The sequence below is a fragment of the Belliella calami genome, from assembly GCF_022549695.1.
Taxonomy (GTDB): domain Bacteria; phylum Bacteroidota; class Bacteroidia; order Cytophagales; family Cyclobacteriaceae; genus Belliella; species Belliella calami.
On the sequence record NZ_JAKZGS010000003.1, the window covers coordinates 25,600 to 50,366 of the forward strand.

General features: G+C 38.4%; 20 protein-coding genes. 9 read left to right on the forward strand and 11 right to left on the reverse strand.

Features of this window, described 5'->3' with window-relative positions:
- Window positions 1–28: 28 nt before the first annotated feature.
- Together MM236_RS04780 and MM236_RS04785 are read right to left on the reverse strand one after the other, a co-directional pair.
- The gene (locus tag MM236_RS04780) at window positions 29–739 is read right to left on the reverse strand and encodes a methyltransferase domain-containing protein (RefSeq protein ID WP_241273805.1); all 711 of its coding nucleotides are present in this window, start codon (window positions 737–739) and stop codon (window positions 29–31) included.
- On the reverse strand, window positions 736–1,812 hold the full coding sequence (locus tag MM236_RS04785) for a type III polyketide synthase (RefSeq protein ID WP_241273806.1): 1,077 nt from the start codon (window positions 1,810–1,812) through the stop codon (window positions 736–738). Before MM236_RS04785 ends, MM236_RS04780 begins: the two co-directional genes overlap by 4 nt.
- An 84-nt stretch (window positions 1,813–1,896) precedes the next feature.
- Here MM236_RS04785 and MM236_RS04790 point away from each other — a divergent pair, with 84 nt between their 5' ends.
- Window positions 1,897–2,787, forward strand: coding sequence for a UbiA family prenyltransferase (locus MM236_RS04790; protein ID WP_241273807.1), 891 nt, complete (start codon window positions 1,897–1,899; stop codon window positions 2,785–2,787).
- Between the two features lie 3 nt (window positions 2,788–2,790).
- On the opposite strand, the gene MM236_RS04795 is transcribed toward MM236_RS04790, so the two are convergent.
- On the reverse strand, window positions 2,791–3,903 hold the full coding sequence (locus MM236_RS04795; RefSeq protein WP_241273808.1) for an NAD(P)/FAD-dependent oxidoreductase: 1,113 nt from the start codon (window positions 3,901–3,903) through the stop codon (window positions 2,791–2,793).
- 117 nt (window positions 3,904–4,020) lie between these two features.
- On the opposite strand from MM236_RS04795, the gene MM236_RS04800 reads away from it, so the two are divergent.
- Together MM236_RS04800 and MM236_RS04805 are read left to right on the forward strand one after the other, a co-directional pair.
- The gene (locus tag MM236_RS04800; RefSeq protein ID WP_241273809.1) at window positions 4,021–6,546 is read left to right on the forward strand and encodes a zinc-dependent metalloprotease; all 2,526 of its coding nucleotides are present in this window, start codon (window positions 4,021–4,023) and stop codon (window positions 6,544–6,546) included.
- Window positions 6,547–6,688: 142 nt separating this feature from the next.
- Entirely contained in the window at window positions 6,689–7,108 is a 420-nt protein-coding gene (locus tag MM236_RS04805) for a Fur family transcriptional regulator (RefSeq protein WP_241273810.1), read from the forward strand.
- Here the strand turns inward: MM236_RS04805 and MM236_RS04810 are convergent.
- The gene (locus tag MM236_RS04810) at window positions 7,105–7,341 is read right to left on the reverse strand and encodes a hypothetical protein (protein WP_241273811.1); all 237 of its coding nucleotides are present in this window, start codon (window positions 7,339–7,341) and stop codon (window positions 7,105–7,107) included. The two genes, MM236_RS04805 and MM236_RS04810, sit on opposite strands and share 4 nt — an antisense overlap.
- A gap of 164 nt (window positions 7,342–7,505) precedes the next feature.
- Between MM236_RS04810 and MM236_RS04815 the strand changes: the two genes are divergently transcribed.
- The gene (locus MM236_RS04815; protein ID WP_241273812.1) at window positions 7,506–7,985 is read left to right on the forward strand and encodes a YcxB family protein; all 480 of its coding nucleotides are present in this window, start codon (window positions 7,506–7,508) and stop codon (window positions 7,983–7,985) included.
- A gap of 83 nt (window positions 7,986–8,068) precedes the next feature.
- Here the strand turns inward: MM236_RS04815 and MM236_RS04820 are convergent, their stop codons facing one another.
- Complete coding sequence (locus MM236_RS04820; protein WP_241273813.1) at window positions 8,069–8,572, reverse strand: fasciclin domain-containing protein; 504 nt, start codon at window positions 8,570–8,572, stop codon at window positions 8,069–8,071.
- Window positions 8,573–8,833: 261 nt separating this feature from the next.
- Here MM236_RS04820 and rlmH point away from each other — a divergent pair, with 261 nt between their 5' ends.
- Window positions 8,834–9,307, forward strand: a complete 474-nt coding sequence (gene rlmH, locus MM236_RS04825; protein ID WP_241273814.1) for a 23S rRNA (pseudouridine(1915)-N(3))-methyltransferase RlmH — start codon at window positions 8,834–8,836, stop codon at window positions 9,305–9,307.
- A gap of 75 nt (window positions 9,308–9,382) precedes the next feature.
- The gene (locus MM236_RS04830) at window positions 9,383–12,181 is read left to right on the forward strand and encodes a M16 family metallopeptidase (RefSeq protein WP_241273815.1); all 2,799 of its coding nucleotides are present in this window, start codon (window positions 9,383–9,385) and stop codon (window positions 12,179–12,181) included.
- A gap of 2,391 nt (window positions 12,182–14,572) precedes the next feature.
- Here the strand turns inward: MM236_RS04830 and guaB are convergent.
- The 4 genes from guaB to MM236_RS04850 all read right to left on the reverse strand — a co-directional run bounded on the left by guaB (window position 14,573) and on the right by MM236_RS04850 (window position 20,164).
- A complete protein-coding gene (gene guaB / locus MM236_RS04835; RefSeq protein WP_241273816.1) occupies window positions 14,573–16,051 on the reverse strand; it encodes an IMP dehydrogenase in 1,479 nt (492 codons plus the stop codon).
- A 229-nt stretch (window positions 16,052–16,280) separates the two neighbouring features.
- Window positions 16,281–17,627, reverse strand: a complete 1,347-nt coding sequence (locus tag MM236_RS04840; RefSeq protein ID WP_241273817.1) for a dicarboxylate/amino acid:cation symporter — start codon at window positions 17,625–17,627, stop codon at window positions 16,281–16,283.
- An 18-nt stretch (window positions 17,628–17,645) separates the two neighbouring features.
- Entirely contained in the window at window positions 17,646–18,722 is a 1,077-nt protein-coding gene (gene aroC / locus MM236_RS04845) for a chorismate synthase (RefSeq protein WP_241273818.1), read from the reverse strand.
- A complete protein-coding gene (locus MM236_RS04850) occupies window positions 18,722–20,164 on the reverse strand; it encodes a BatD family protein (protein ID WP_241273819.1) in 1,443 nt (480 codons plus the stop codon). Before MM236_RS04850 ends, aroC begins: the two co-directional genes overlap by 1 nt.
- A 117-nt stretch (window positions 20,165–20,281) precedes the next feature.
- On the opposite strand from MM236_RS04850, the gene MM236_RS04855 reads away from it, so the two are divergent.
- Window positions 20,282–20,473, forward strand: coding sequence for a hypothetical protein (locus MM236_RS04855; RefSeq protein ID WP_241273820.1), 192 nt, complete (start codon window positions 20,282–20,284; stop codon window positions 20,471–20,473).
- A 39-nt stretch (window positions 20,474–20,512) separates the two neighbouring features.
- Here the strand turns inward: MM236_RS04855 and queG are convergent, their stop codons facing one another.
- Both queG and ruvB read right to left on the reverse strand, forming a co-directional pair.
- Window positions 20,513–21,454, reverse strand: a complete 942-nt coding sequence (gene queG / locus MM236_RS04860; RefSeq protein ID WP_241273821.1) for a tRNA epoxyqueuosine(34) reductase QueG — start codon at window positions 21,452–21,454, stop codon at window positions 20,513–20,515.
- A gap of 169 nt (window positions 21,455–21,623) precedes the next feature.
- Entirely contained in the window at window positions 21,624–22,658 is a 1,035-nt protein-coding gene (gene ruvB / locus MM236_RS04865) for a Holliday junction branch migration DNA helicase RuvB (protein WP_241273822.1), read from the reverse strand.
- Between the two features lie 158 nt (window positions 22,659–22,816).
- Between ruvB and MM236_RS04870 the strand changes: the two genes are divergently transcribed.
- Window positions 22,817–23,878 (forward strand): FAD:protein FMN transferase, encoded by a 1,062-nt coding sequence (locus MM236_RS04870; RefSeq protein WP_241273823.1) that lies wholly within the window; start codon window positions 22,817–22,819, stop codon window positions 23,876–23,878.
- Between the two features lie 30 nt (window positions 23,879–23,908).
- Window positions 23,909–24,682, forward strand: a complete 774-nt coding sequence (locus MM236_RS04875; RefSeq protein ID WP_241273824.1) for a ZIP family metal transporter — start codon at window positions 23,909–23,911, stop codon at window positions 24,680–24,682.
- Window positions 24,683–24,767: the final 85 nt, after the last annotated feature.

The following is a 24,767-nucleotide window of genomic DNA, read 5'->3' on the forward strand; positions in this document are numbered from 1 at the left end:
ATCTATTTTTAATTTTCAAAGTACAAAACTACAAAATCAATCCGATTACTCGCCAACGAAATGCCCAAAACCATCGGATTTGAATTGTTTTTAACCCTGACAATCTTAAAATTCTATGTAAATCCTTTTTTGAAAATCCTCTTAGCACAGACAGCGGCCCATCATTCTGAACCATTGGGGATTTGGAAAAAAACCTTGTCAACACCTTGATGCTAAAATATGCCACCCGATGACGGTGAAGGTCATTGATAACGATTCCAAGCCTTGCTTTCTTTACAAAAGACTTGAAAAGTCTAACCAATTCCTCGTCTGTAAAATGATGGGTGAACAATGTGCAGGTAATTATATCTACTTGATCTTGTTCAAAACTTTCGTCAAAAACATTCTCAGTCTTCAATAAGACCCCATTCAAATCTTTCAACCTATCCTTTGCAAAATCAATTGTATTTCTATTTGCATCTATCCCCAGAAAGTTACAGTTGTAGCCTTTTTTCTTTGACCAGTCTGACATCACACGAATCATGTCCCCTCCTCCACAACCTAAATCTGCTATGGAATAATGCTCTTGGGGGTGCTTTTCTATGATATGCTGTAAGCCCGTTGTAGTCACTTTATTCCCACCTAGAAGCTTATTGATAGTCCTGAGTTCTTTGAGAGATTGCTCCAATACAGGCCCTTCAAACTCCAAATCATCCATGATCTCCTTTTCGTAACTCCTTTGGCTGAATCTTCCCATCATTTCTCCAATAATAGTGTCTCTAATGTCAACCCTGGGCCAAAACCCATTGCAAGTATATCACCTGATTTCTCCTGGTCTTCGAGCCATTTTTCCAACACAAATATTATAGTGGCCGATGACATATTCCCTTTTTCCTGTAGAATCTTGTGAGAATAAATGTTTTGATCTGATGATATTTTGAAAGCTTCCTCGACTTTTTGCAAGATCTGCTTGCCTCCCGGATGTACCGCAAAGTGCGAAATCGACGAAAGCTGATGCTTTGATTCCAAATAGCTCATAAGTTTATGAATCCCTTGACTCAGCAACTCTGGCACATATTTGCTCAGCTTCATCTCAAAACCAAAATCACCAATAGACCAAGCCATATCATTTGCTCCTTCTTTTACGATCTGACTACCATAATTTTTGATTTTCAGTCCTCTTCCATTTTTTGAAATAAGCACAGCCGCGGCGCCATCAGCAAAAATGGCATTGGCAATAAGATTATCTTCGGTATATGTTTTTTGGAAATGAATCGTACATAATTCGACTGACAGAATAAGCACGTTTGCTTGGTGATCTGAATCACAAATTCTGTCAGCTAGTTTTATCGCATTGAATGCTGCATAGCAACCCATAAAATGAATACTATACCGCTCAACCGTGGAGAGAAACCCCATCTCGTGGATTAGATCTATTTCCAGTCCTGGAGCATACATACCAGTACATGACACCAATATTAGGTGGGTTATATCTTTGGTTTTCAAAGATGATTTATTCAAACAATTCCCTATAGCTTCTTTACCCAACTCCATGGCTGTCTCTTGGAACACCTTCATTCTATCTTTGGTACTTGGAAAAGGTTCTAATTCTGAATTTTTTGGGAAAAATGTAAACTCCTCTGGGTTTTCATATCTAAAGTCATTCAGTACACTATGTCTTGAATCAATTCCCGAATGCCTATATACAAACTTCAATTTCCTGGACTCACTCTCATCCAATTGATGAGCTTGCTGCATAAATTTGCTGATCTGCTGCTGGGGGATGGGACTACCGGGATTAGCAGTACCTATACTCAAAATGTAATTGTCCATTGGGTGAGTTCTCTCTTTTAAAATATTTGGATGCTTTATTCTAAACAAGTACTTTTCCCAAAAGTTAGCAAAACAAATCAATATATGTTCAGTCTCTCAAGTTGGAAACATCTTCGAATTCCGTTTTCCTTTTATCTCCTACCGGTATTTATTTTTGCTTTGGCTTTTACACCCAACCACAATCCCGAAAGGATGGTATTGGTTTTCATTACTTTACATTTATTTCTTTACCCTTCGAGTAATGGTTACAACAGTTATTTTGACAAAGACGAAGGAAGTATTGGCGGATTAAAAAACCCTCCAAAAGTCAAAAAAAATCTTTATTTTCTTTCATTAATATTCTTTTTGGCATCCATAATCCTTGCTGCATGTATAAATATTTCTTTTGCAGGAATGGTTATAGTTTATGGATTGGTATCAATGGCATATAGTCATCCTTCCATTCGTCTAAAAAAAATGCCTTATATAAGTTGGGTTGTTGCCGGTTTTTTTCAGGGCTGTTTCACCTTTTGTATGGCTTATGCAGGATTGAGCGACTTTGGATTCGAAGTATTGGGCAAGTCTCATGTATTTATCCCAGGTTTACTGACATCAATTATGCTTTGGGGTTCATATCCTTTGACACAAGTCTATCAGCATGAGGAAGATTCAAGAAGAGGTGATCAAACACTGAGTCTCAAGCTTGGAATCAAAGGTACTTTTCTTTTTTCTTCAATCTGGTTTTTGTTTGCAGGATTGGCATTTGCATGGTTTTTTGTAGACAAAAATCAAGATTGGGCTTTTTACGGATTCTTGGCAGCAATGCTACCTGTAATTCTTTACTTCTACGTTTGGTTTTGGTTTATCAGAAAAGATGAAAACAAATACGCAAACTACACTTGGGCTATGTGGATGAATAGAATTTCTGCCACTGCTTTGAATATTTTCTTTTTTTGGTATTTCTTGGAAAACACTCAAATATTGCAGGTAATCTAATATTCAAAAAGGCTGCCCATGGGTTCTTTTCATTATATTTCTCGCTATGAAGTTCGAGTTTTTAATCAGGCCAACTGCGAATTCTGACACCCCCTTGGCTCCAAACAATTTCTGAACATTTCTACCTACCCATAGTCTGTTTTTGAAATTCTTCAGCCAAGCCTCAGTATAGTTTGCTTCAATCAAAGCTCTATCCTGATGATAGAGGATAGCTTCTGCAGCAAGCTTTCCAGCATGTATCGCTATTGCCATTCCATTACCACAAAGAGGTGTAATCAGCCCAGCAGCGTCTCCAGCCATAATTATATGATTCTCTACTGGTTGCTTTGGCAAAAAACTAATCTCATTGATCACCTCTGGTTTTTCAAACAAAAACTCACTGTTCTGCCAAATTTCTTTCAAAAATGGATTTTGCCACAGGAATTTCTTTTCCATTGCTTCAATACTGCCCGTCTCCCTCAACTGATCTCTAGAACCCAGGTAGCAAAGATTGAATTTTTGGTCTTCTATACTGTTGATTCCACAATACCCTCCTTCGAAATTATGTAAGGCTACAGTATTTTTATCGAAATCAGTTTTGATATGATATTTGATTCCTATGTATGCGCTTCTTGTTTTTATAAAATCCCTACCAAGTGCCTTATCGACTTTTGATCGCTTCCCAAAAGCCCCTATCACGTGTTTACAACTTATTACTTTCCCATCATCAAGTGTTACAGCAAAATTATCTTCATTTTCATCAAAAATGATGTCCTCCACTTGCGTTTCGAGTAAAAATCCCGTTCCAAAAGCAATAGCTTTATGGTACAAAAAATCATCCAATGCATACCTGCTCACTCCAAAACCTCCCAAATCCAAAGGCATTGTTACACTTTTCCCCTTCACTGATGTCAAAAGAAAACTATCAATCTTTGACACTTCTATTTCATCTGGGAACAAATCTTCTTTTTTCAAAAAATCCTTAACTTCATTAGAAATGTATTCCCCGCAAACTCTGTGAAAAGGATAACGCTTCTTTTCGATCAACAAAACTTGCCTCCCTTGTTTGGAAAGCATACTTGCTGCGGTCAAACCAGCCAATCCACCCCCAATAATCACAATGTCATGCATACTCATAAAATTTCCTACCTTTCATTTTATTGATCAACCGCTTATCAAATTTAGTAATCGACCTTTAAGAATTCTCACCAATAACGAGTTAATTTCCATATCTAAAAGTCAACTAAAATTAATATGAAGAAGTTTACCCAAGTAAAATTACATCAAATTTTGATGTGCTTTTTCTTTTTGGGATCATTGCTTTTCGCAGAAGAAGGCATTGCACAAAACAAAAAGAAAAAAAACAGCAAGAAAGACGCTCCTATAGCAGAAGCGACTCCAAAACCCCAAGCTTCTAAATCTGGACCGAAGCCATATTCTGAAGTAATCACTTCAAAAGCAGTAAGCAAAGAGGGGCTTTTTAAAGTACATGAGATAGAAGGAAAATTTTTCTACGAAATCCCTGAAGAGATGCTCGGGAGAGAAATGTTGATCGTAACTACCATCGCAAAAACTGCCGAAGGCATTGGTTATGGTGGAGAAAGAACAAATACCTTATTGGTAAGATGGGACAAAGAAAAAGACAACGTCCTTTTGAGAGTGGTTTCCTACACCAACACAGCTGCTGATTCCCTTCCAATTTCGATAGCTGTAAAAGCTTCCAACTTGGAACCCATCCTACAGAAATTTGACGTAAAGGCAAAAGCCAAAGATGACAAAGGAGTAGTCATCGAAGTAACTGATCTATTCAGTAAAGATGTACAAGCCATTGGTCTTCCTCGTAACAACAGAACACAATATAAAGTAACGAGATTGGATACAGACAGATCTTATATCGAAAGAATCAGTCCATATCCAATGAACATCGAAGCAAGGTATGTAATGACTTATGCTGCCACAGAGCCACCATCCAATTCAAGCACTGGCCTGATCACAGTTGAAATGAACTCTTCAATGGTGCTTTTGCCACAAGAGCCAATGATGCAGCGTTTGGCAGATCAGAGAGTAGGTTGGTTTAGCAGATCAGTCGTAGACTTCGGTCTTGATGAGCAAAAAGCCACTTCCAGAAGATTTCTTGACAGGTGGAGACTGGAAGTAAAAGAAGAAGATTATGAAAAATTCAAAAGAGGTGAATTGGTAGAGCCAAAAGAACCAATTGTGTTTTACATAGATCCTGCTACTCCAAAGCAATGGATTCCATATTTGAAGCAAGGTGTGGAAGATTGGCAAGCAGCTTTTGAAGATGCTGGATTCAAAAATGCCATCATCGCAAAAGATGCCCCAACTCCAGAAGAAGATCCAGATTGGAGTGCAGAAGATGCTAGATACTCTGTAATCAGATACTTTGCATCGGATATCCAAAATGCTTATGGGCCGCATGTATCCGATCCAAGATCAGGAGAGATCATCGAATCTGATATCGGATGGTATCACAATGTGATGAACTTGTTGAGAAACTGGTTCTTTATCCAAACAGCTGCTGTAAATCCAGAAGCTAGAGGTGTGAATTTCAGAGAAGAAGTAATGGGCAGATTGATCCAGTTTGTTTCCTCACACGAAGTAGGGCATACTTTGGGTTTGCCACATAACTTTGCGTCTTCACATGCATATCCAGTAGACTCTTTGAGATCCGCTACTTTCACTGACAAATTCAGTACTGCTCCTTCCATTATGGACTATGCAAGATTCAATTATATAGCACAACCGGAGGACAAAAATGTCAGCCTTATGCCAAATGTCGGTCCTTATGACAAGTATTCCATTGCGTGGGGTTACAGACCTATATTGGATGCAAAAACTCCAGAAGAGGAGCAACCTACCCTTGATAAGTGGATTTTGGAAAAAGCTGGAGACCCTATTTATAGATTCGGTCGTCAGGGAAATAATTACGATCCAAGTACACAAAGTGAAGACTTAGGTGATGATGCTATGAAAGCTTCAGAATATGGAATCAAAAACCTTAAAGTAATCCTTCCAAACCTCATGGATTGGACAGCTGAAGAGGCTAAGCCATTTAAAGGCTATGCAGACTTGGAAGAAATGTATGGTCAGGTGATCGGTCAATACAATAGGTATATGGGTCACGTTAGGACAAATGTCGGAGGGGTATATGAAATATACAAATCAACAGGTCAAAACGAGGCAGTTTATCAGCATACAGACAAAGCCACACAGAAGAGAGCAGTTCAATTCTTGAACAATGAATTATTCAAAACTCCAACTTGGATGATGGATCAAGATATAATTTCGAGAATTGGTGATTTTGGTGCACTTGAAAGAATCCGAGGCGTACAAGTTGGTGCTTTGAATGGAATTCTTGAGTGGGGTAGATTAGGTAGAGTTATAGAAAACGAAGCATTGAACGGTGCTGATGCGTATTCAATGACCGAGCTATTCGATGATCTCAGATCAGGTATCTGGACAGAACTATCTGCTGGAAAAGCGATAGATGTACACAGAAGAAGTCTTCAAAGAGCCCATATCGAAAGATTGGAATATTTGATGACTAATGACGAGCCTAACATTCCTGCTAATTTCAGGAGATTTGCAGGTCCTCAGATCAATGCATCGCAATCAGACATCAGACCAATGGTCAGAGGTGAGTTGAAAACTTTGCAGAGACAAATTACAGCTTCGATTGGCAGAACTTCAGACAGAGCGTCAAAACTTCATTTAGAAGATGCTTTGGAAAGAGTAAAAGCAATATTGGACCCAAAATAATCACTTTTAGCTATTAGATTGAACTTTAGCTAATTGAAAATTATTGTATAAAAGCCAGCTTGTGATCAAGCTGGCTTTTTACTTATGTGAAAGAAACGAAATTATCACTATTTTTACCATTTCAGATGAAATTATGTAAACCATGTCTATAACCCCTTTGGAAATACTTAAAGAACACAATCTTCGAATTACTAATTGTCGAAAAGAAGTTTTGGACACATTTTTAAAGAAAAAGTCTGCTCTTTCACACGCTGATTTAGAACAAATTTTTCAAAAAGATTTTGATAGAGTAACCTTATACAGAACGCTTAAAACTTTCCTAGACAACGACCTTATCCATAAAGTATTGGATGACAGTGGTGCTGCAAAATATGCATTATGTCACCATTCACACGCAAAAGACGAGCATCATGACCACGAACATGTACACTTCAAATGTGAAAAATGTGGCCAAACTAAATGTATTGAAGAATCAATATTGCCTAAAATAAATTTACCTTCAGGCTTTATCAATAAAGAAGTGAGCTTATTGGTTCAAGGAATATGTGACCAATGTAGTTAAAAATTCACGGGAGTTTTGTCATTGTGTTTTTCAACAATAGTTTCATGCGGCCAAACAATCCCTGGAGGCAAATCTATCTTTGGCGGTGTATAATTCTCTACTCCCCCTTCTCCATCATCTCTGGAGTCATTTTTTCTTTGATTTAACCTAGCTTTGGTCAGCGTAGCAACGAAGTAAATCAACACCACATAGGTGAGACCAAGAAGTACCAAATCGATGACGAGACTATTCATAAAACAAAATTTCCTTAAGATAGAATTTATTGTGGTAAATATCAACTATAAACAATCAATTATAACAAATCCTTCTATTTTTTTTCAAAAATAATTAAAGGTTAGGGCTTGGCTTGTTAAATAGCCGATATCATCGGATATTTGCAAACTGAAATTTCTAAAAAATGATAGTAAAAACAAAAAAATACAAACTCGAATCTGGTACCTATATAAAGATGGGACTTGTGAATGTCCTGAAAGAGCAATGGTGGGTAATTCTTATAGCTGTAGCGATCGCCTGTGGGTACTTTTGGATTGCTTCTTGGTGGTGGATAAGCATGGCCATTTTGGCTTATATTTTATACTTGTTGTTTTGGGTTATCCAATTTGCGGGTGTTACCCAAATGGAACAAAACAAAGTCATGTTCGAAAAAATGTCCTATGAAATAGACAGCAGACAAGTCTTGATGAAGTTAAATGTCAAACAGGGAATGCCAATCAATTGGAATATGATCAAAAAAGTAGAGATGACTAAAGATGCATTTGTCCTTACTATGTCCAAGGCGCAATTCATACATCTCCCTTATAAAATCTTCAATTCAGAAAATGACAAAAAATTTGTAGAAACTATCTTGAAAAGAAAAGGATATTTAGCAGAAAAGTAGACTTCAAAAATTCATTTGATAATCATGCATAAAAAAAGCCTCTCAAGAAATCCTGAGAGGCTTTTTTTATGATTATTCTAACATTACATAGGAGGTAAAATCACAGAATCAATAACGTGAACTACTCCATTGGAAGCTTCGATATCCGCAGTAGTCACATTAGCATTGTTAACCTTTGCTTTTCCATCTTTCAAGGAGATTTTCACATCTGCACCTTGTACTGTTTTGGCAGCCATTCCATCAGATAGATCTTTGGAATACACTTTCCCAGCTACTACATGATAAGTCAGTACCGCTACTAATTGAGATTTGTTTTCCGGCTTCAGTAAATTATCTACTGTACCAGCAGGCAACTTTGCAAATGCATCATTAGTAGGTGCAAACACTGTAAATGGACCATCACCTTTCAATACATCAACCAAGTCACCTGCCTTCACAGCAGCAACTAAGGTTGATAGGAATTCAGTTTGCATGGCCAAGTCAACAATATCATCGTCAGCATTGACGGTTGTAGCGTTATTGTTGAGGGTGAATGATGATGTTACAAAAAATGCAATCATCATTGCAATTGTGAGGAAATTTTTCATGATAATTATAGTTTTGGTTTATGTAGGTATATAAGCAGATTATGTACTACATTGTTTTTCAAATATTTATACCATATTACAATAAAAATATTCATAAACATATTCTATATATTGATCTACGATTATCAACCATTCATTATAAATCCCAATGGGAAATTTACACAGACGGTACTAATTAATCTTATTTTAATCCAGTTTCAAACTTTCTTTTTTAACCAATTTTATCTTTCATAGCTGAACTCACGGAGTTAAATTTGCTACATGCAAATCAAATTAATAGCAGTTGGAAAAACTGATAGTAGGGAAATCCAATCTTTGATAGAAGAATATATCAAGCGGCTTGGGTTTTACATCAAGTTTGAATTGGAAATTATCCAAGACCTTAAAAACACCAAGAGCCTTTCTGAGGATTCCCAAAAGGAAAAAGAAGGAGAATTGATTCTGAAAAAACTCCAAGCTTCAGATGACCTGGTATTACTTGATGAAAATGGAAAACAATACGGATCAGTTGACTTTTCAAATATTCTCCAAAAAAAAATGAACTCAGGATTAAAGCAACTCGTGTTTGTGGTAGGAGGTCCATATGGGTTCTCTGATGCTGTCTATCAGAGGGCAAACAGTAAACTCTCGCTCTCAAAAATGACTTTTTCCCATCAAATGGTCCGCGTTTTTTTTATAGAACAACTCTATAGGGCATTTACAATTTTGAGAAATGAACCTTACCATCATCAATAAGAAGATTTAAGAATTGAATAATACCGAACTAAAATATTTTTCTTAGATTACAAGTCGATTTATAAAAAAATGAAAATGAAAAATTCAAGAATCATTGTTTTAATAGCTTTTTGGCTTGGAAGTATAATCAGTGTATTTGCCCAAGACAGCGAAAAAGTTCCTTTGGACAAAAGAGTCAGAAAAGGAAAACTAGAAAATGGATTGACATACTATGTCCAACAAAATCCTAAACCAGAAAAAAAGGTGGAATTGAGACTCGCTGTGAATGTAGGTTCAATTTTGGAAGATGATGATCAGGCAGGGCTTGCGCATTTTACAGAGCACATGGCTTTCAATGGGAGCAAGAATTTTGAGAAAAATGAACTAATAAGCTATCTTCAGTCGATAGGCGTTTCTTTTGGAGGGGATTTGAATGCCTACACAGGTTTTGATGAGACGGTGTATATTTTACCTATTCCATCAGAAGATGAAGAGATCTTAAGAAAAGGATTTCTAGTCCTAGCCGACTGGGCAAATGGAGTTCTCATGGAGGATGAGGATATAGATGGAGAAAGAGGGATTATTGTAGAAGAATGGAGAACGGGACAAGGTTATTCCCAAAGGATCAGAGACCAATATTTACCTGTCCTACTTCATGAAAGCAAGTATGCAGATAGGTTGCCAATAGGCAAAATGGAGATCGTAGAAAATTTTGAATATGAAACTATCAGAAGATTCTATAGAGACTGGTACAGACCTGACTTGATGGCTGTCATTGCAGTAGGTGATGAAGATCCAGATAAGTTGGAGGCTTTGATCAAGGAGTATTTTGGAGATATGGAAAATCCTGCAAATGCAAAACCACGCGAAAGCTTTTCTGTCCCAGCACATGAAGAAACTTTTGTGACGATTGCGACAGATGCAGAAGCACCAGGAATTCAAATTCAGCTTTATTACAAGCACGAGGCACGTCCCACTGAGACTAAAGAAGATTACAAAAACACCATTAAGCGTTCGCTATATAGCGGAATGCTCAATCAAAGATTAGACGAAATGAGACAGAAGCCTGATGCTCCATTTATATATGCTGGCACGGGTTATGGCAACTTTGTCAGGGAAATGGATTATTTTTCTGCTTCTGCAGCAGTAGTTCCGGGGAAAATTGACGCTGGACTTACTGCACTGATCCAAGAGAATGAAAGAGTTGCCCAGTTTGGATTTACTGAGCAAGAATTGGAAAGGGTAAAAAAATCTATCCTAAACAGTGCCGAAAGAGCTGCCAAAGAAATGGATAAAGCAGAATCGGCTTCAATTGTAGGAAGGTATGTATCAAACTTCCTGAGCGGAAGGTTTGCTGAGAGTCAGGATTGGAGGTATGAATTCTACAAAGAAACCCTTCCCCAAATCACTGTAGAAGAAATCAATGCATTGGCAAAAGAGCTTGTGAAAGACGAAAATCGAGTAGTCGTAATCATTGCTCCTGAAAAAGAAAAAGAGAATCTTCCAACAGAAGAAGCTGTTTTGGCATTATTTGATGCCGTAGAGCAAATACAACTCACACCTTACGAGGAGAAACTACTTGCTGAAGACTTGATTACTGACCTTCCTGCTGCTGGCAAAGTAACATCTAAAAACACCATAAATGGTGTAGATGTACAAGAGCTTACTTTGTCCAATGGTGTGAAAGTATTTATCAAATCGACCGATTTCAAAAATGACGAAATCCTAATTTCTGCTTCCTCTAAAGGAGGTTCTTCACTTTATTCTTTGGAAGATCACCTTAATGCCAGCAATGCCGGTGTCATGGTCAACGTGATGGGGGTAGGTGATTTTTCACCAACAGACTTGAGAAAAGTGCTTTCTGGAAAAACTGTTTCTATTACCCCAAATATAAGTACCTACAGTCAAACAATTTCTGGAGTTACTTCACCAAAAGATTTGGAAACTGCATTCCAATTGATCCATTTATACTTTACCAAACCAAGAAAAGACCTTGAACTATATGAAGTATATAAAGCAAATCAAAAATCGCAGCTCGAAAGTGCACAAGCGAATCCAGACTACCAGTTTTCAAAGCAATTGAACAAAATCATTGCTGATGGAAACCCGAGAGCACTTGGGATTTTTGATCCTGAAGATTACGATAAACTGAACGTAGATAGAGGCTTGGAAATCTTCAAAGAAAGATTCTCAAATGCAGCAAATTTCGAGTTCTTTTTCACAGGAAATATAGACACTGAGACTTTCATTCCTCTTCTAGAGCAATATATCGCAAGCCTTCCTGGCGACCCTGACAAAAAAGAAGATTTTGTTGATCTGGGAATCAGAGCACCAAAAGGAAAAACTGAAAGAATCGAAGTAGGCACTGACGAGAAAAGCCAAGTGATCATGTATTTCTCAGGAGAAACAGAATACGACCGCAAAAAAGCAGCTGATATAGGATATCTTGGCGAAATATTGACCATCAAGCTAATCGAGAACCTGCGAGAAGAAATCGGTGGTGTATATGGAGTCGGTGCAAGTGGCAGCATGGGTATAGAACCTGTAGGGAATTTCAGATTCTCTATACAGTTCCCATGTAGTCCTGATATGGTTCAAAAATTGACTGATGCAGCTTGGGCAGAGGTGAAAAAAATCCAAGAAAATGGACCAACTGAAGAAGACCTCAACAAGGTGAAGGAAAAAAGAAGAATCGCCTACGAAGAAAATCTAAAGCGTAACAATTACTGGAATTCCCAAATGTCAAGTGTTAGGAATTATGATTTTCCATGGGAAGTGATTTTGGAAGGTAAAGCTTCAATTGACGCTGTAACTCCTGAAAGGATCCAAACCGCTGCAAAAGCATATTTGACAAAAGAGAATTTACTTGAAGTTCAAAGATTTCCAGCCAAGTAAATTTGTCTGAATCGAATTTTGGAAGTAAGATTTTGCTGTAATTATGAAAAGGCCTCCCATACATGATATTTTGGGAGGCCTTTTCATTTTGAAATACTTAATTTTTTGATGAGAATTCAGGGCTACGCCCCTCTAGGTTTTATCTAGCTATTGTTTTTCTACGAAGAAGACAGTGCTACGCCCCAAATTTGTAGCATTTCTACCAACCTAAATTTTCTAGGAATGGGTTGAAAAAAATGGCAATCATTATCCCATTTCTAATAAATCAATAGTCTTCAAAAGCTTCATTTGGCCGAAGAAAATCCAAAGATTTAGGCTTAGATCTCAAAGGGGGCACTAGCCCACATTTCTTCGTAGAAAATCAACGTCAATCCAAATTTCAGGGGCGTAGCCCTGCAATCTGATATTTATTTGCCAATGGTGGAGTTGGAAATAATTTGGCGACAACAAAGAATTCAGGGCTACGCCCCTTTGGGTTTATCTAGCTATTGTTTTTCTACGAAGAAGATAGGGCTACGCCCCTAACTTGTAGCATTTCTACCAACCTACATTTTCTAGGAATGAATTGAAAAAAATGGCAATCATTATCCCATTTCTAATAAATCAATAGTCTTCAAAAGCCTCATTTGGCCGAAGAAAATCCAAAGATTTAGGCTTAGATCTCAAAGGGGGCGCTAGCCCACATTTCTTCGTAGAAAATCAACGTCAATCCCAATTTCAAGGGCGTAGCCCTGCAATCTGATATTTATTTGCCAATAGATATGGAGTTGGAAATAATTTGGCGACAACAAAGAATTCAGGGCTACGTCCCTCTGGGTTTATCTAGCTATTGTTTTTCTACGAAGAAGACAGTGCTACGCCCCAAATTTGTAGCATTTCTACCAACCTACATTTTCTAGGAATGAATTGAAAAAAATGGCAATCATTATCCCATTTCTAATAAATCAATAGTCTTCAAAAGCCTCATTTGGCCGAAGAAAATCCAAAGATTTAGGCTTAGATCTCAAAGGGGGCGCTAGCCCACATTTCTTCGTAGAAAATCAACGTCAATCCCAATTTCAGGGGCGTAGCCCTGCAATCTGATATTTATTTGCCAATAGATATGGAGTTGGAAATAATTTGGCGACAACAAAGAATTCAGGGCTACGCCCCTCTGGATTTAATCTAGCTATTGTTTCTACGAAGAAGAAAGGGCTACGCCCCTAACTTGTAGCATTTCTACCAACCTACATTTTCCAAGAATGAATTGAAAAAAATGGCAATTATTATCCCATTTCTAGTAAATCAATTGTCTTCAAAAGCTTCATTTGGCCGAAGAAAATCCAAAGATTTAGGCATAGATCTCAAAGGGGGCGCTAGCCCACATTTCTTAGTAGAAAATCAGCATCAATTCAAATTTCAGGGGCGTAGCCCTGCAATCTGATATTTATTTGCCAATGGATATGGAGTTGGAAATAATTTGGCGACAACAAAGAATTCAGGGCTACGCCCCTCTGGGTTTATCTAGCTATTGTTTTTCTACGAAGAAGATAGGGCTACGCCCCTAACTTGTAGCATTTCTACCAACCTACATTTTCTAGGAATGAATTGAAAAAAATGGCAATCATTATCCCATTTCTAATAAATCAATAGTCTTCAAAAGCCTCATTTGGCCGAAGAAAATCCAAAGATTTAGGCTTAGATCTCAAAGGGGGCGCTAGCCCACATTTCTTCGTAGAAAATCAACGTCAATCCAAATTTCAGGGGCGTAGCCCTGCAATCTGATATTTATTTGCCAATGGTGGAGTTGGAAATAATTTGGCGACAACAAAGAATTCAGGGCTACGCCCCTAACTCGTTGCAATTGTATAATTCTCGCTTTCTTAATAGGTACCAAAAGAATTGATGAATATTAAGTCAATTAATGCACTCACTATTAACAAAATCGACTAATGAAGATTACCCGTATGATTTTATTGAGAAACTCACCTACTAGTTTCATTGTAGACAATAAAAAAAGCCAATGGATCAGATCCATCGGCTTTATATTTTTATGTATTTCCTCTTTCTTCCACGTAGCCAATCAATAGAATATTTGATACACGATTTGAGTGTTCTGTTGACAGTTGTCCGGTGACTAGATGATCTTACCTGAATTTGGTTTACACATTAGTGTCTAGTGTCAGGTTTTGATTCTTCGTTTAATTATGTATCCGCTTTCTTATACGTGGCCAAACAATAGATGGTCGGATGAACGATTTGTGGTTCTGTTGACTGTGAGCTGTTGTCTGCTGACGAGTATCCGCAACTTACAAAGCTACTTATTACCTAACGTGCAACATTGCGGATACTCATATTGTGGAATTAGCAAATCTTTTATTGACAACGAGCATTCAACATTTGATCAAAAAACTACATCTTCGCAGAGTAGTTTGGCGCTTCTCTCGTGATACTGATATCGTGAGGATGTGACTCTTTCACACCGGCAGCTGTGATTTTTACGAACTTGCCGTTTTTCTGTAGATCTTCGATCGTTTTGGTACCACAATATCCCATCCCAGCCTGAAGTCCACCAACTAGTTGGTAAAGGACTTCCTGAACCAAACCTTTATAAGCTACTCTCCCTACGATACCTTCTGGGACTAATTTCTTGATGTTATCTTCTGCATCTTGGAAATACCTGTCTTTTGAACCAGATTCCATTGCTTCAAGAGAGCCCATTCCTCTGTAAGACTTGAATTTTCTTCCTTCGAAAATGATCATTTCTCCTGGAGCTTCTTCTGTACCAGCCAATAGGGAACCAATCATGATAGAACTTCCACCAGCGGCGATTGCTTTTACCAAATCGCCCGAATACCTGATACCACCATCAGCTATTACTGGGACATTTCTGCCTTTTAGCGCTTCCGCACATTCAAAAACAGCAGAAAGCTGAGGGACACCAACTCCGGCAATCACCCTAGTTGTACAAATACTTCCTGGTCCAACACCCACTTTCACCGCATCTGCTCCTGCATCTGCCAAAGCAATAGCAGCTTCAGGTGTAGCTATATTCCCAACAATCACATCAAGATCAGGAAATGCATCTTTTATCCTTCTGCACGTCTCGATAACACCTTTGGAATGTCCATGTGCGGTATCGATAGAAACTACATCCACACCAGCATTTTTCAATGCTTCGACACGCTCTACAATATCCGCAGTGACACCAACAGCAGCACCCACTCTCAATCTGCCATATTCATCTTTACAAGCATGTGGTTTGTCTCTTCTTTTAAGAATATCTTTGTAAGTGATCAATCCAGTAAGCTTATTTTCATCATCGATGATTGGAAGTTTCTCAATTTTGAATTCTTGAAGAATCTCCTCAGCTTGTTCCAAAGTAATCCCAGCTTTTGCCGTTATCAACTTATCTTTGGTCATGATGCTTTTGATATCTCTGTTTGGATCTTTGATAAATCTCAAATCCCTATTGGTAATGATGCCCATCAAAAGTCGGTTTTCATCAACTACTGGAATTCCGCCGATATGGAATTCTGTCATGATTTTCTCAGCATCTCTTACTTTTGAATCGATGTGAAGGGTAATTGGATCCAAAATCATCCCTGACTGCGAACGCTTCACTTTTCTTACTTGGGCAGCTTGCTTTTCGATGGACATGTTTTTGTGAATAAAACCAAGTCCGCCTTCAAGTGCTATCGCAATCGCCAGCTCTGCTTCTGTGACAGTGTCCATAGCAGCTGAGACCAAAGGAATATTTAGCCTGATGTTCTTAGTAAGTTGTGTAGAAGTGTTGGTGTCGCGCGGGAGGACTTCTGAATATCCTGGGACTAGTAGCACGTCATCGTACGTGAGTGCCTCAAAGAGGAATTTATCTGAATTTCGGTTCATAGCAAATTTGGTTAGGTAACCCTATTTGCACGCCAAAGATACAAACAAATCCTTGAGTCAATCAAATGATACTCAAATAAATTTTCTTTTAGGTAAAAAAAACTTGTACAATTCTGAAATAAAACTTCAATTCCATTTAAAAAGCCCAACTCGTTTACGCATCAAAAAAGCTGACTTGGTACCAAGTCAGCTTTCGTTAAAATCAATGTAAGTCATTTATTAAATCAGATTATTGATTTTCCATTTCATCAACATTTGCTGTGAATGGATTGGAATCCCTAATCAGTCTTGCTGGCAACTCACCTTCTGTAGAAGCTACAGTCACGCAGACTGCTGCATCACCTGTAATGTTCACTACTGTTCTGAACATATCCAAAATCCTATCAGGAGCTATAATCAGGGCAACTCCTGCTCCAGGAACACCGATAGCCTCTAATACAATAATCAACATGATCAATCCTGCCCCAGGAACTCCTGCAGAGCCAATAGCTGCCAAAGTCGCCGTAAGGACAATAGTCAGCTGCTGAGAAATAGTCAAATCCATTCCCAAAGCTTGTGCAATGAACACTGCCGCTACAGCTTGGTACAAGCTAGTCCCATTCATATTGATTGTGGCGCCAAGTGGCAATACGAAACTGCTCACTTCTTCAGAAACACCCAATTCCTCCTCTACAAGTTTCATCGTAACAGGAAGTGTAGCAGAACTTGATGAAGTGGAAAAACCCAATAACATCGCAGGTCTCAATGCTTTGATAAAGTCCAAAAATGGGATTTTTGTGAAAGCTTTCAGCATTAATGAATATACTCCGACAATAATCAAGAATAATCCTCCCATCACTACCAACGTATATTTCAACAATGCCAAAAGTAACTCAACTGCCGATTCGGGATTTTCTCCCGCTATCTCGACAATCAAGGATGCCATCAAGGCGAATACACCGTAAGGTGCTATCATCATGATATATTCCACGATTTTGATAATGACATCATTCAGTGCATCAAAAAAATCTGTAAATGTCTTTGCTTTGTCTTTTGAAATTTGAAGGAGTGCTATGCCAGCAATAATCGCAAAAAACACAACTTGAAGCATGCTGCCATTGTCTGCCGCTGCAGCGATAAGATTTTCTGGCACTATGTCCACAATAGGCTGTAGCGGGCCTGCGTCTTTGATTGCCGCTGCGTCACTTGCTTTGGAACCAGCCGCTGCATCAAACTGAAGCATCAATTTATCCCTTGTCTCTTGAGGCAACTGCTCCCCAGGTTCAAAAAAGTTGACTAAAAGCAATCCTAAAGTAATCGCTATTACTGTAGTGACGAGGTATGCTAAAATCGTCTTGCCTCCTATTCTCGAAAGTTTAGATATGTCTCCCAGATTTGCCACACCAACTATCAACGATGCTAATACCAAAGGCACAGCGATCATCTTTAAGGCATTAATAAAAATTGTGCCTACAGGTTTGATATAGTTAACTGTGAAATCAGGAGAAATTCCAAATTGCACAATCACCAAACCGAAAATAAGGCCTAGAACCAGACCAGCAATAATCTGGGTGTGTAAGGGTATTTTTTTGAACATAATATTTGGGTTAATTTTTTACAACTTATTTGCTCTGCTAATCAAAAGGTAATCTGCCAAAACCAATGCTCCCATTGCCTCTACAATCGGTACTGCTCTTGGCACGACACATGGGTCGTGCCTACCTTTTCCGGAAACTGTCACTGATTCACCTGCTTCATTTACAGATTCTTGATCGATCATAATCGTAGCCACTGGTTTGAAAGCAACTTTAAAATAAATATCTTCTCCGTTGGAAATACCTCCTTGTATACCTCCACTGTGATTCGTCCGGGTTCTCACTTTGTCCCCTTCTGTATAAAATGCGTCATTGTGCTCAGAACCCCGCATTTTCACTCCTTCAAAGCCACTTCCGTATTCAAAGCCTTTTACTGCATTGATGCTTAGCATGGCTTTGCCAAGCTCAGCATTCAGCCTGTCAAACACAGGCTCTCCAAGCCCTGGAGGAACTCCCTTGATGACGCATGATACGACACCACCAACTGTATCTCTAGATTTTCGGATTTCATCGATAAAGCTGATCATTTCCTCTGCCATTTCCGGATCAGGGCATCTGATAATGTTTTTTTCTGTTTGTTCGAGATCTAGCTCTTGGTATGGTTTGGTCAATTTCAAATCACCAACCTGACTTACATAAGCTTGGATACTAATTCCAAAATGTTGCAAGAGCAATTTTGCAATAGCTCCAGCTGCGACACGTGCAGAAGTCTCCCTTGCACTACTTCTTCCGCCTCCCCGATAGTCTCTTATTCCGTATTTTTCTTGATAAGTGTAATCAGCATGGGAAGGTCTGAATTTATCCGCGATATGACCATAATCTTTACTCTTTTGGTCAGTATTCATGATGACCATCCCAATAGGGGTACCAGTACTTTTCCCTTCAAAAACACCTGAAAGAATCTGGAATTCATCTTCCTCTTTTCTTTGTGTTGTGATTTTGGATTGGCCGGGTTTTCTCCGCTGCATTTCATTTCTGATATATTCCTCGTCGATTTTCAGTCCTGCTGGACATCCATCGATAATTACCCCCAAGCCTTTTCCGTGTGATTCACCGAAGGTGCTTATTCTAAATAGTTTTCCAAATGAGTTTCCCATTACCGCTTTTTCATAATCAAGACAGCCAATAGAATTACTGATACTGCCAACAATAAATTGATAAAGATGGAAAAATAGTACTTATATCGCTGGTTTAAAAGTTTATTGTTCTCAACTTCAATCAAATCATAGATTCCACCCAGTCGTTGGTTGGAAATGGCTTGGTTTACCTTAGATTCTCCTGTGATATTCAATATCGCTTTTGGACGGAGAGTATCATACTTTGCTAGATTTGGGTTGAAATAGATCCATTCAAAATGATCCGACAGTGCAACCTCTCCAGGTTCATTGACAGTAAGGTAATAGCTGAATTCTTTTATACCCGTGACTTTCCCCATTCCCCGATTGACTTGTTGCCTTACATTTGGATCGTAAGTGTTCAGCTTCTGGATTTGATTTGTCTTAGGTTTGGAAATCGAGTTGACATTACCTTCTCCAGAAATCCCGAAGTTATAGGTAATTCCCTCGCCTGTTTCTGCATTAAGCTCCTTGATATTTTCCCTCAATTGAAACACGCCCACACTCACTTCATTTCTCAGCGGATGTGGAGGTAAAGGTTTCACTTTAATTGATTTTGCTGCCGAATAAAAGGTTTTGAAATCTTCCTGCCTATTGCTTCCAAAGAATGTCGGGTTTTTGGCAACTTTATATTTGATCATTTCCCATCCTATCGAAGGTATGATGATTTCTCCTTCCGAAAATGGAAAGAATGTAGCTTCATAAACCTTGTATTTCACCCAATTTTCACCATTTATAGAAACTCTTTCTGGCTGAATACTGGTGATATTGAAGTTTTCTTCCCACGCATTACCTGGCTTGAGTTTCTTAAGAATTCCATCCAACTGTCTACCTGGTTCATGCCAACTGAAAGGAGCTTGATTTGCCTCTGCCATATAAAACGCCAAACTGACATTCACACCTTCACCAATAAATACTTCTGGCTTATCCACAGAAGTCGCAAAAAATGCTTCATCATCTATCTCGATAAATTCGGGCTCTTCGCGAGATTTTCCAAACATTTCATCAAATGGATCAAATGCATTGCTTTGTCTTTGTGCTGATCGCGCATCGACTACACTAACCTTTTTTCCCGAAGAAGAATAATTGTCCCCGTTGATTTTGACTGTAAAATCAGGAACTTGAAAATCACCTTTTCGACTCGGTCTATAGTATTGGATAATGCTATTTGTACTGCTCATCTGTCCATTGATGATATTCATGGAAGAGGATTGGGAAATACCTTGTTTTTGAAATCCAACGATCTCTGGAAACTGGTCGTAGGATTTGATTTTATCATCCGAAATCGTTACCTTAATAGTGAAGTTTTCATTTAAGGCTATTTCACTGGGACCAAGTTCAATTTTCACTTCCTGAGCTTGAAGGCTTGCACAGATAAAGCTTAAAGTAAATACCAAAACCCAAGTGACCGTCGTTCTAATCATAAGTTGTTCGTTTCAAATATAAGCGCAAATTAACTTTATATTTTAAACGCAACAAACGATTAGTAGTATCGTATCAGTATAAAAATTGTTTCTGTTTAACCTAATACATTTTGAGCCATGCTAGAATACGTTAAGACTATCTTATTGAAAGTGAGTTTTGACAAAGCGCTCTTCGAAAAAGAGCTGAGAAAAAGCCTTAACCTGATCCTACCAGCAGAGATCAGCGAATTTAGGGCCTGGTGTTACAGGACATTTTCCCGTAACTACGAACCAGTTTTAAATAAATATTTTGTCAAACTCGCAGGTTGAAAACCCACAAAGGCTCTGAAAAGAGCCTTTTTTTTGCTTTTACTTCTTCACAAAAGAAATATTCCTCGCCAAACCTTCCAATTTGGTCCTCTTTACAGCTGATTTTTGAAAAACTTTATTGAAAGTTTCTTGAGTTATTTCTTCCCAATCTTTTGCAGAGAATTCTTCCAACTCTGGATGGGTCAAAAATGCGGGCTCCTCATGTGGTTTGGAAAATCTATTCCAAGGGCATACATCTTGACAGATATCACATCCAAAAACCCAATTTTCAAATTTACCCTTCACTTCTGTGGGGATTTGATCCTTGAGCTCAATTGTGAAATATGAAATACACTTTGATCCATCCACTACACCGGGTTGGACTATGGCATCTGTGGGACAAGCGTCAATACATTTTGTACAGGTTCCACAATAATCTTTTGTCATCGGAGTATCTGGGCTAACTTCCAAGTCAATGATCAATTCTGCCAAAAAGAAAAAACTTCCCATTTGACGGTTGAGCAAAAGGCTGTTTTTTCCTGTCCATCCCAAACCGGATTTTTGTGCCCATTGTCTTTCCATTACTGGCGCAGAATCTACGAAAGCCCTTCCGCCAATTTCTCCTATTTCTTCGTTTAGTTTTTGGAGAAAATCTCTCAACTTGTCTTTGATCACAAAATGATAATCTTTGCCATAAGCATATTTTGCGATTTTGTAATCTTGGGGATCTTCACTCAGTTTTTTTTCTGGATAATAGTTGTAAATCAAGCTTACCACAGTTTTTGCCCCATCAACCAGCTTGGTTGGATCAAGCCTTTTGTCAAAATTGTTTGCCAAATAACCCATTTGGCCATGATAATTTTGATTGAGCCAATTCTCAAGTCTTGGCGCTTCCTCTTCCAAAAATCCAGCCTTTGAAATACCACAAAAGTCAAAGCCCAGGTTTTTGGCCTGGGTTTTTATAATTTGGGCATATTTATCTTTGGAATATAGTAAACTCATTTAATTTTATGTGATGATTATACGCTATTACACAAGTGAATGAATTTTACAAGATTTAAACATCACTTTAAGACCAATATCTATGAATATCGAATATCAATTAATATCTGGATTTTAAATATCCCTTTTCTATATACTTAATGGTGTCATTGCTGACATAAATTTTTTATTAAGAAAATAAGCTTCCGGTTTCACTTCCAAAATTCGGTTTGATTTTGAGATGCTTATAGGCCAATTCTGTAGCCATCCTACCTCTTGCAGTACGTTTGAGATAGCCTTCTTGAATTAAAAACGGTTCATAAACCTCTTCGATAGTCTCCGCTTCTTCACCACAAGCAGTAGCTATGGTGCTTAATCCTACAGGACCACCTTTGAACTTTTCTATGATGGTCATCAGGATTCTGTTGTCCATTTCATCTAGACCATTCTCATCTACATCGAGTGCATTCAGTGCGAACTTTGCGATTTCCAAGGTAATGGTTCCATTGCCTTTGATTTCAGCAAAGTCACGGGTTCTCCGAAGAAGCATGTTTGCGATTCTAGGCGTACCACGGCTCCTTCTTGCTATTTCAAAGGCCGCAATTTCATCTATGGGTGTTTGAAGAATACTAGCCGACCTGATCACAATGTCAGTCAATAACTTTGCATCATAGTATTCCAAACGGGAATTAATACCAAACCTTGCCCTCAAAGGTGAAGTGAGCAAACCTGATCTGGTCGTAGCTCCAATCAGGGTAAATGGACTCAAAGAAATCTGCACCGAACGGGCATTTGGGCCAGAATCCAACATGATATCGATCCTGAAATCCTCCATAGCGGAGTACAAATATTCCTCAACAATAGGATTGAGTCTATGAATTTCATCAATAAAAAGCACATCTCCCTCTTCAAGATTGGTCAATAGACCTGCCAAATCAGAAGGCTTATCCAAAACAGGCCCAGAAGTGATTTTAATACCTGCCTGAAGTTCATTTGCTATAATATTACTCAAGGTAGTTTTTCCCAAGCCAGGAGGGCCGTGCAGCAATACATGATCAAGTGGCTCCTGTCTCCTCTTTGCGGCCAACACGAAGATTTTCAGGTTTTCAACAATTTTATGCTGACCAGTGAAGTCATCAAAACTCAGAGGTCGGAGTGCTTTTTCAATCTCTTTGTCCTTTGGACTCAAATGTTCATCATCTCCACTTAAATAATCTTCTCTCATGTTCTTAAATTCAATAGGTACAAAGATAGAAAAATCAAGCAAGGCAAAAAGATAAATGATTTTCCATCTACCACTGTGCAATATTATTGCAACTGATAACAGGTTCAGACCCATAATTCAAAAATTAGACTTAAATTCGCAAAAAAATATTAGCCCCTATGCGTAGCAATGCGAATAAAAATATAATTTATTCAATCATCCTCTTCCTTTTGGTAGCAATTGTCTATCTGTATCGTGAAAGCAAACAAAAGCCAGCTGAAAAAGTAGTAGAACCTACTTCTGAAAAAGTAGTGCTTTCTGGAAACACAATGGGGACCAGCTACAGAATCGTCTATCTGGATAAAGAATCGCGTGATTTCAAGGCAGAAATTGACTCTATTCTAGTTGATTTCAATCAATCATTGTCCACATACATTTCAGATTCCGAACTCAGTACTTTCAACAATTCTGACACTTTACTCTTTAGGACAACATATTTCCCTGAAATATTGAAAGTAAGCAAGGAAGTTTTCGACCAGACAAATGGTGCTTTTGACCCAACTGTAGGCCGAATGGTAAACCTTTGGGGATTTGGACCTGGAGGTCCTCAGCTCAAAGACAGTGTAAACATAGACGCAATGTTAAATTTGGTCGATTTTTCAGCGATACAATTTGATGAAAAGAAAGTCTGGAAAATGAAGCCAGGTATGTATTTGGATTTTTCGGCTATTGCAAAAGGCTATGGGGTAGATGTCGTAGCAGATTACCTCTCAGGACAAGGTGTACAAAATATGCTGGTAGAAATCGGAGGTGAATTGGTTGCCAAAGGTGTGAATGATGAAGGAGAGCTTTGGAAAGTGGGGATCAATAGACCTGAAGAAGGTGGAAACCCTAGTGAATTATACAGCATCGTAGCTTTGAAAAACCAAGGCATGGCTACTTCTGGAAACTACAGAAATTACTATGACCTGGACGGCAAAAAGATTTCCCATACCATTGATCCAAAAACAGGAAGACCAGTGAGGCATGGACTCTTGAGTGCAACTGTATTGGCTGCCAACTGTATGTATGCAGATGCAATCGCTACATCTTTGATGGTCATGGGTACAGAGAAAGCAATTGAATTGCAAAAAAATTCCGATTTTGAAGTTTTCCTAATTTATAGTGATGAGGAAGGAAATACCCTATCTTACGCAAGTGAAGGTCTCAAGCCTTATTTATCTTTTACAGTCCCAGAATAATATTCAAACCAGTTCTCAGTTTAATTCGACATGTTAGTAAACTTCCTTTTGTTATTCTTCACCGCCTTGATAGCTGGTAGTCTTGCGTATTTTATTCCTAGTTGGCAAGAAAGATACTTCAAACTAATCTTGGTATTCGCAGGTTCGTATTTATTTGCAATCACAGTGCTACACATTCTTCCTGAGCTATTTGTAGGAACAGAAGATGCTACAAAAATGGGCTTGTACATTCTTTTGGGCTTTTTACTTCAGCAGGTTTTGGAGTTGTTTTCCTCTGGAGTAGAGCATGGTCATATTCACCATCATGGCCATCACCATGGAATAGAATCTGGGGTTTGGACATTGATGATTGGGTTGTTTTTACACGCCTTTTTGGAAGGCACATTACTTTCCCATGACGGAATGCTCGTAGCACATGACCATGGAGCCCATGAAGGCCACCACCATCATCATCACGGAAGCAACAATTTGATGTTTGGAATTATGCTCCACAAAGGACCTGAAGCATTTGCACTAGTGGCAGTGTTGATGAGTGCTTTGAAGAAGCGATGGGTATTTGTACTATTGGTGATATTTGCACTAGCATCTCCGCTAGGAATGATGCTAAGTTCTGCTTTGTTTGATCAAGAATTGATTGGAAGAGGAGCTTTGAATGTCTTTTATGGGATGGTAGCAGGAGGATTTTTACACATTTCCACGACGATTTTCTTTGAAAGCAGTCCTGACCACAAATTTCATCTAAATAAAGTATTTATTAGCATTCTTGCATTTGCTTTAGCAATTTCGTTTGAGTTCTTATCTTAGTATTTTTAAGTTGGCATAAAGGATTAATTTCGGAATTAAATTTGGTTTGAATCTTTTGAATATCAATATAAACTTATATATTGCT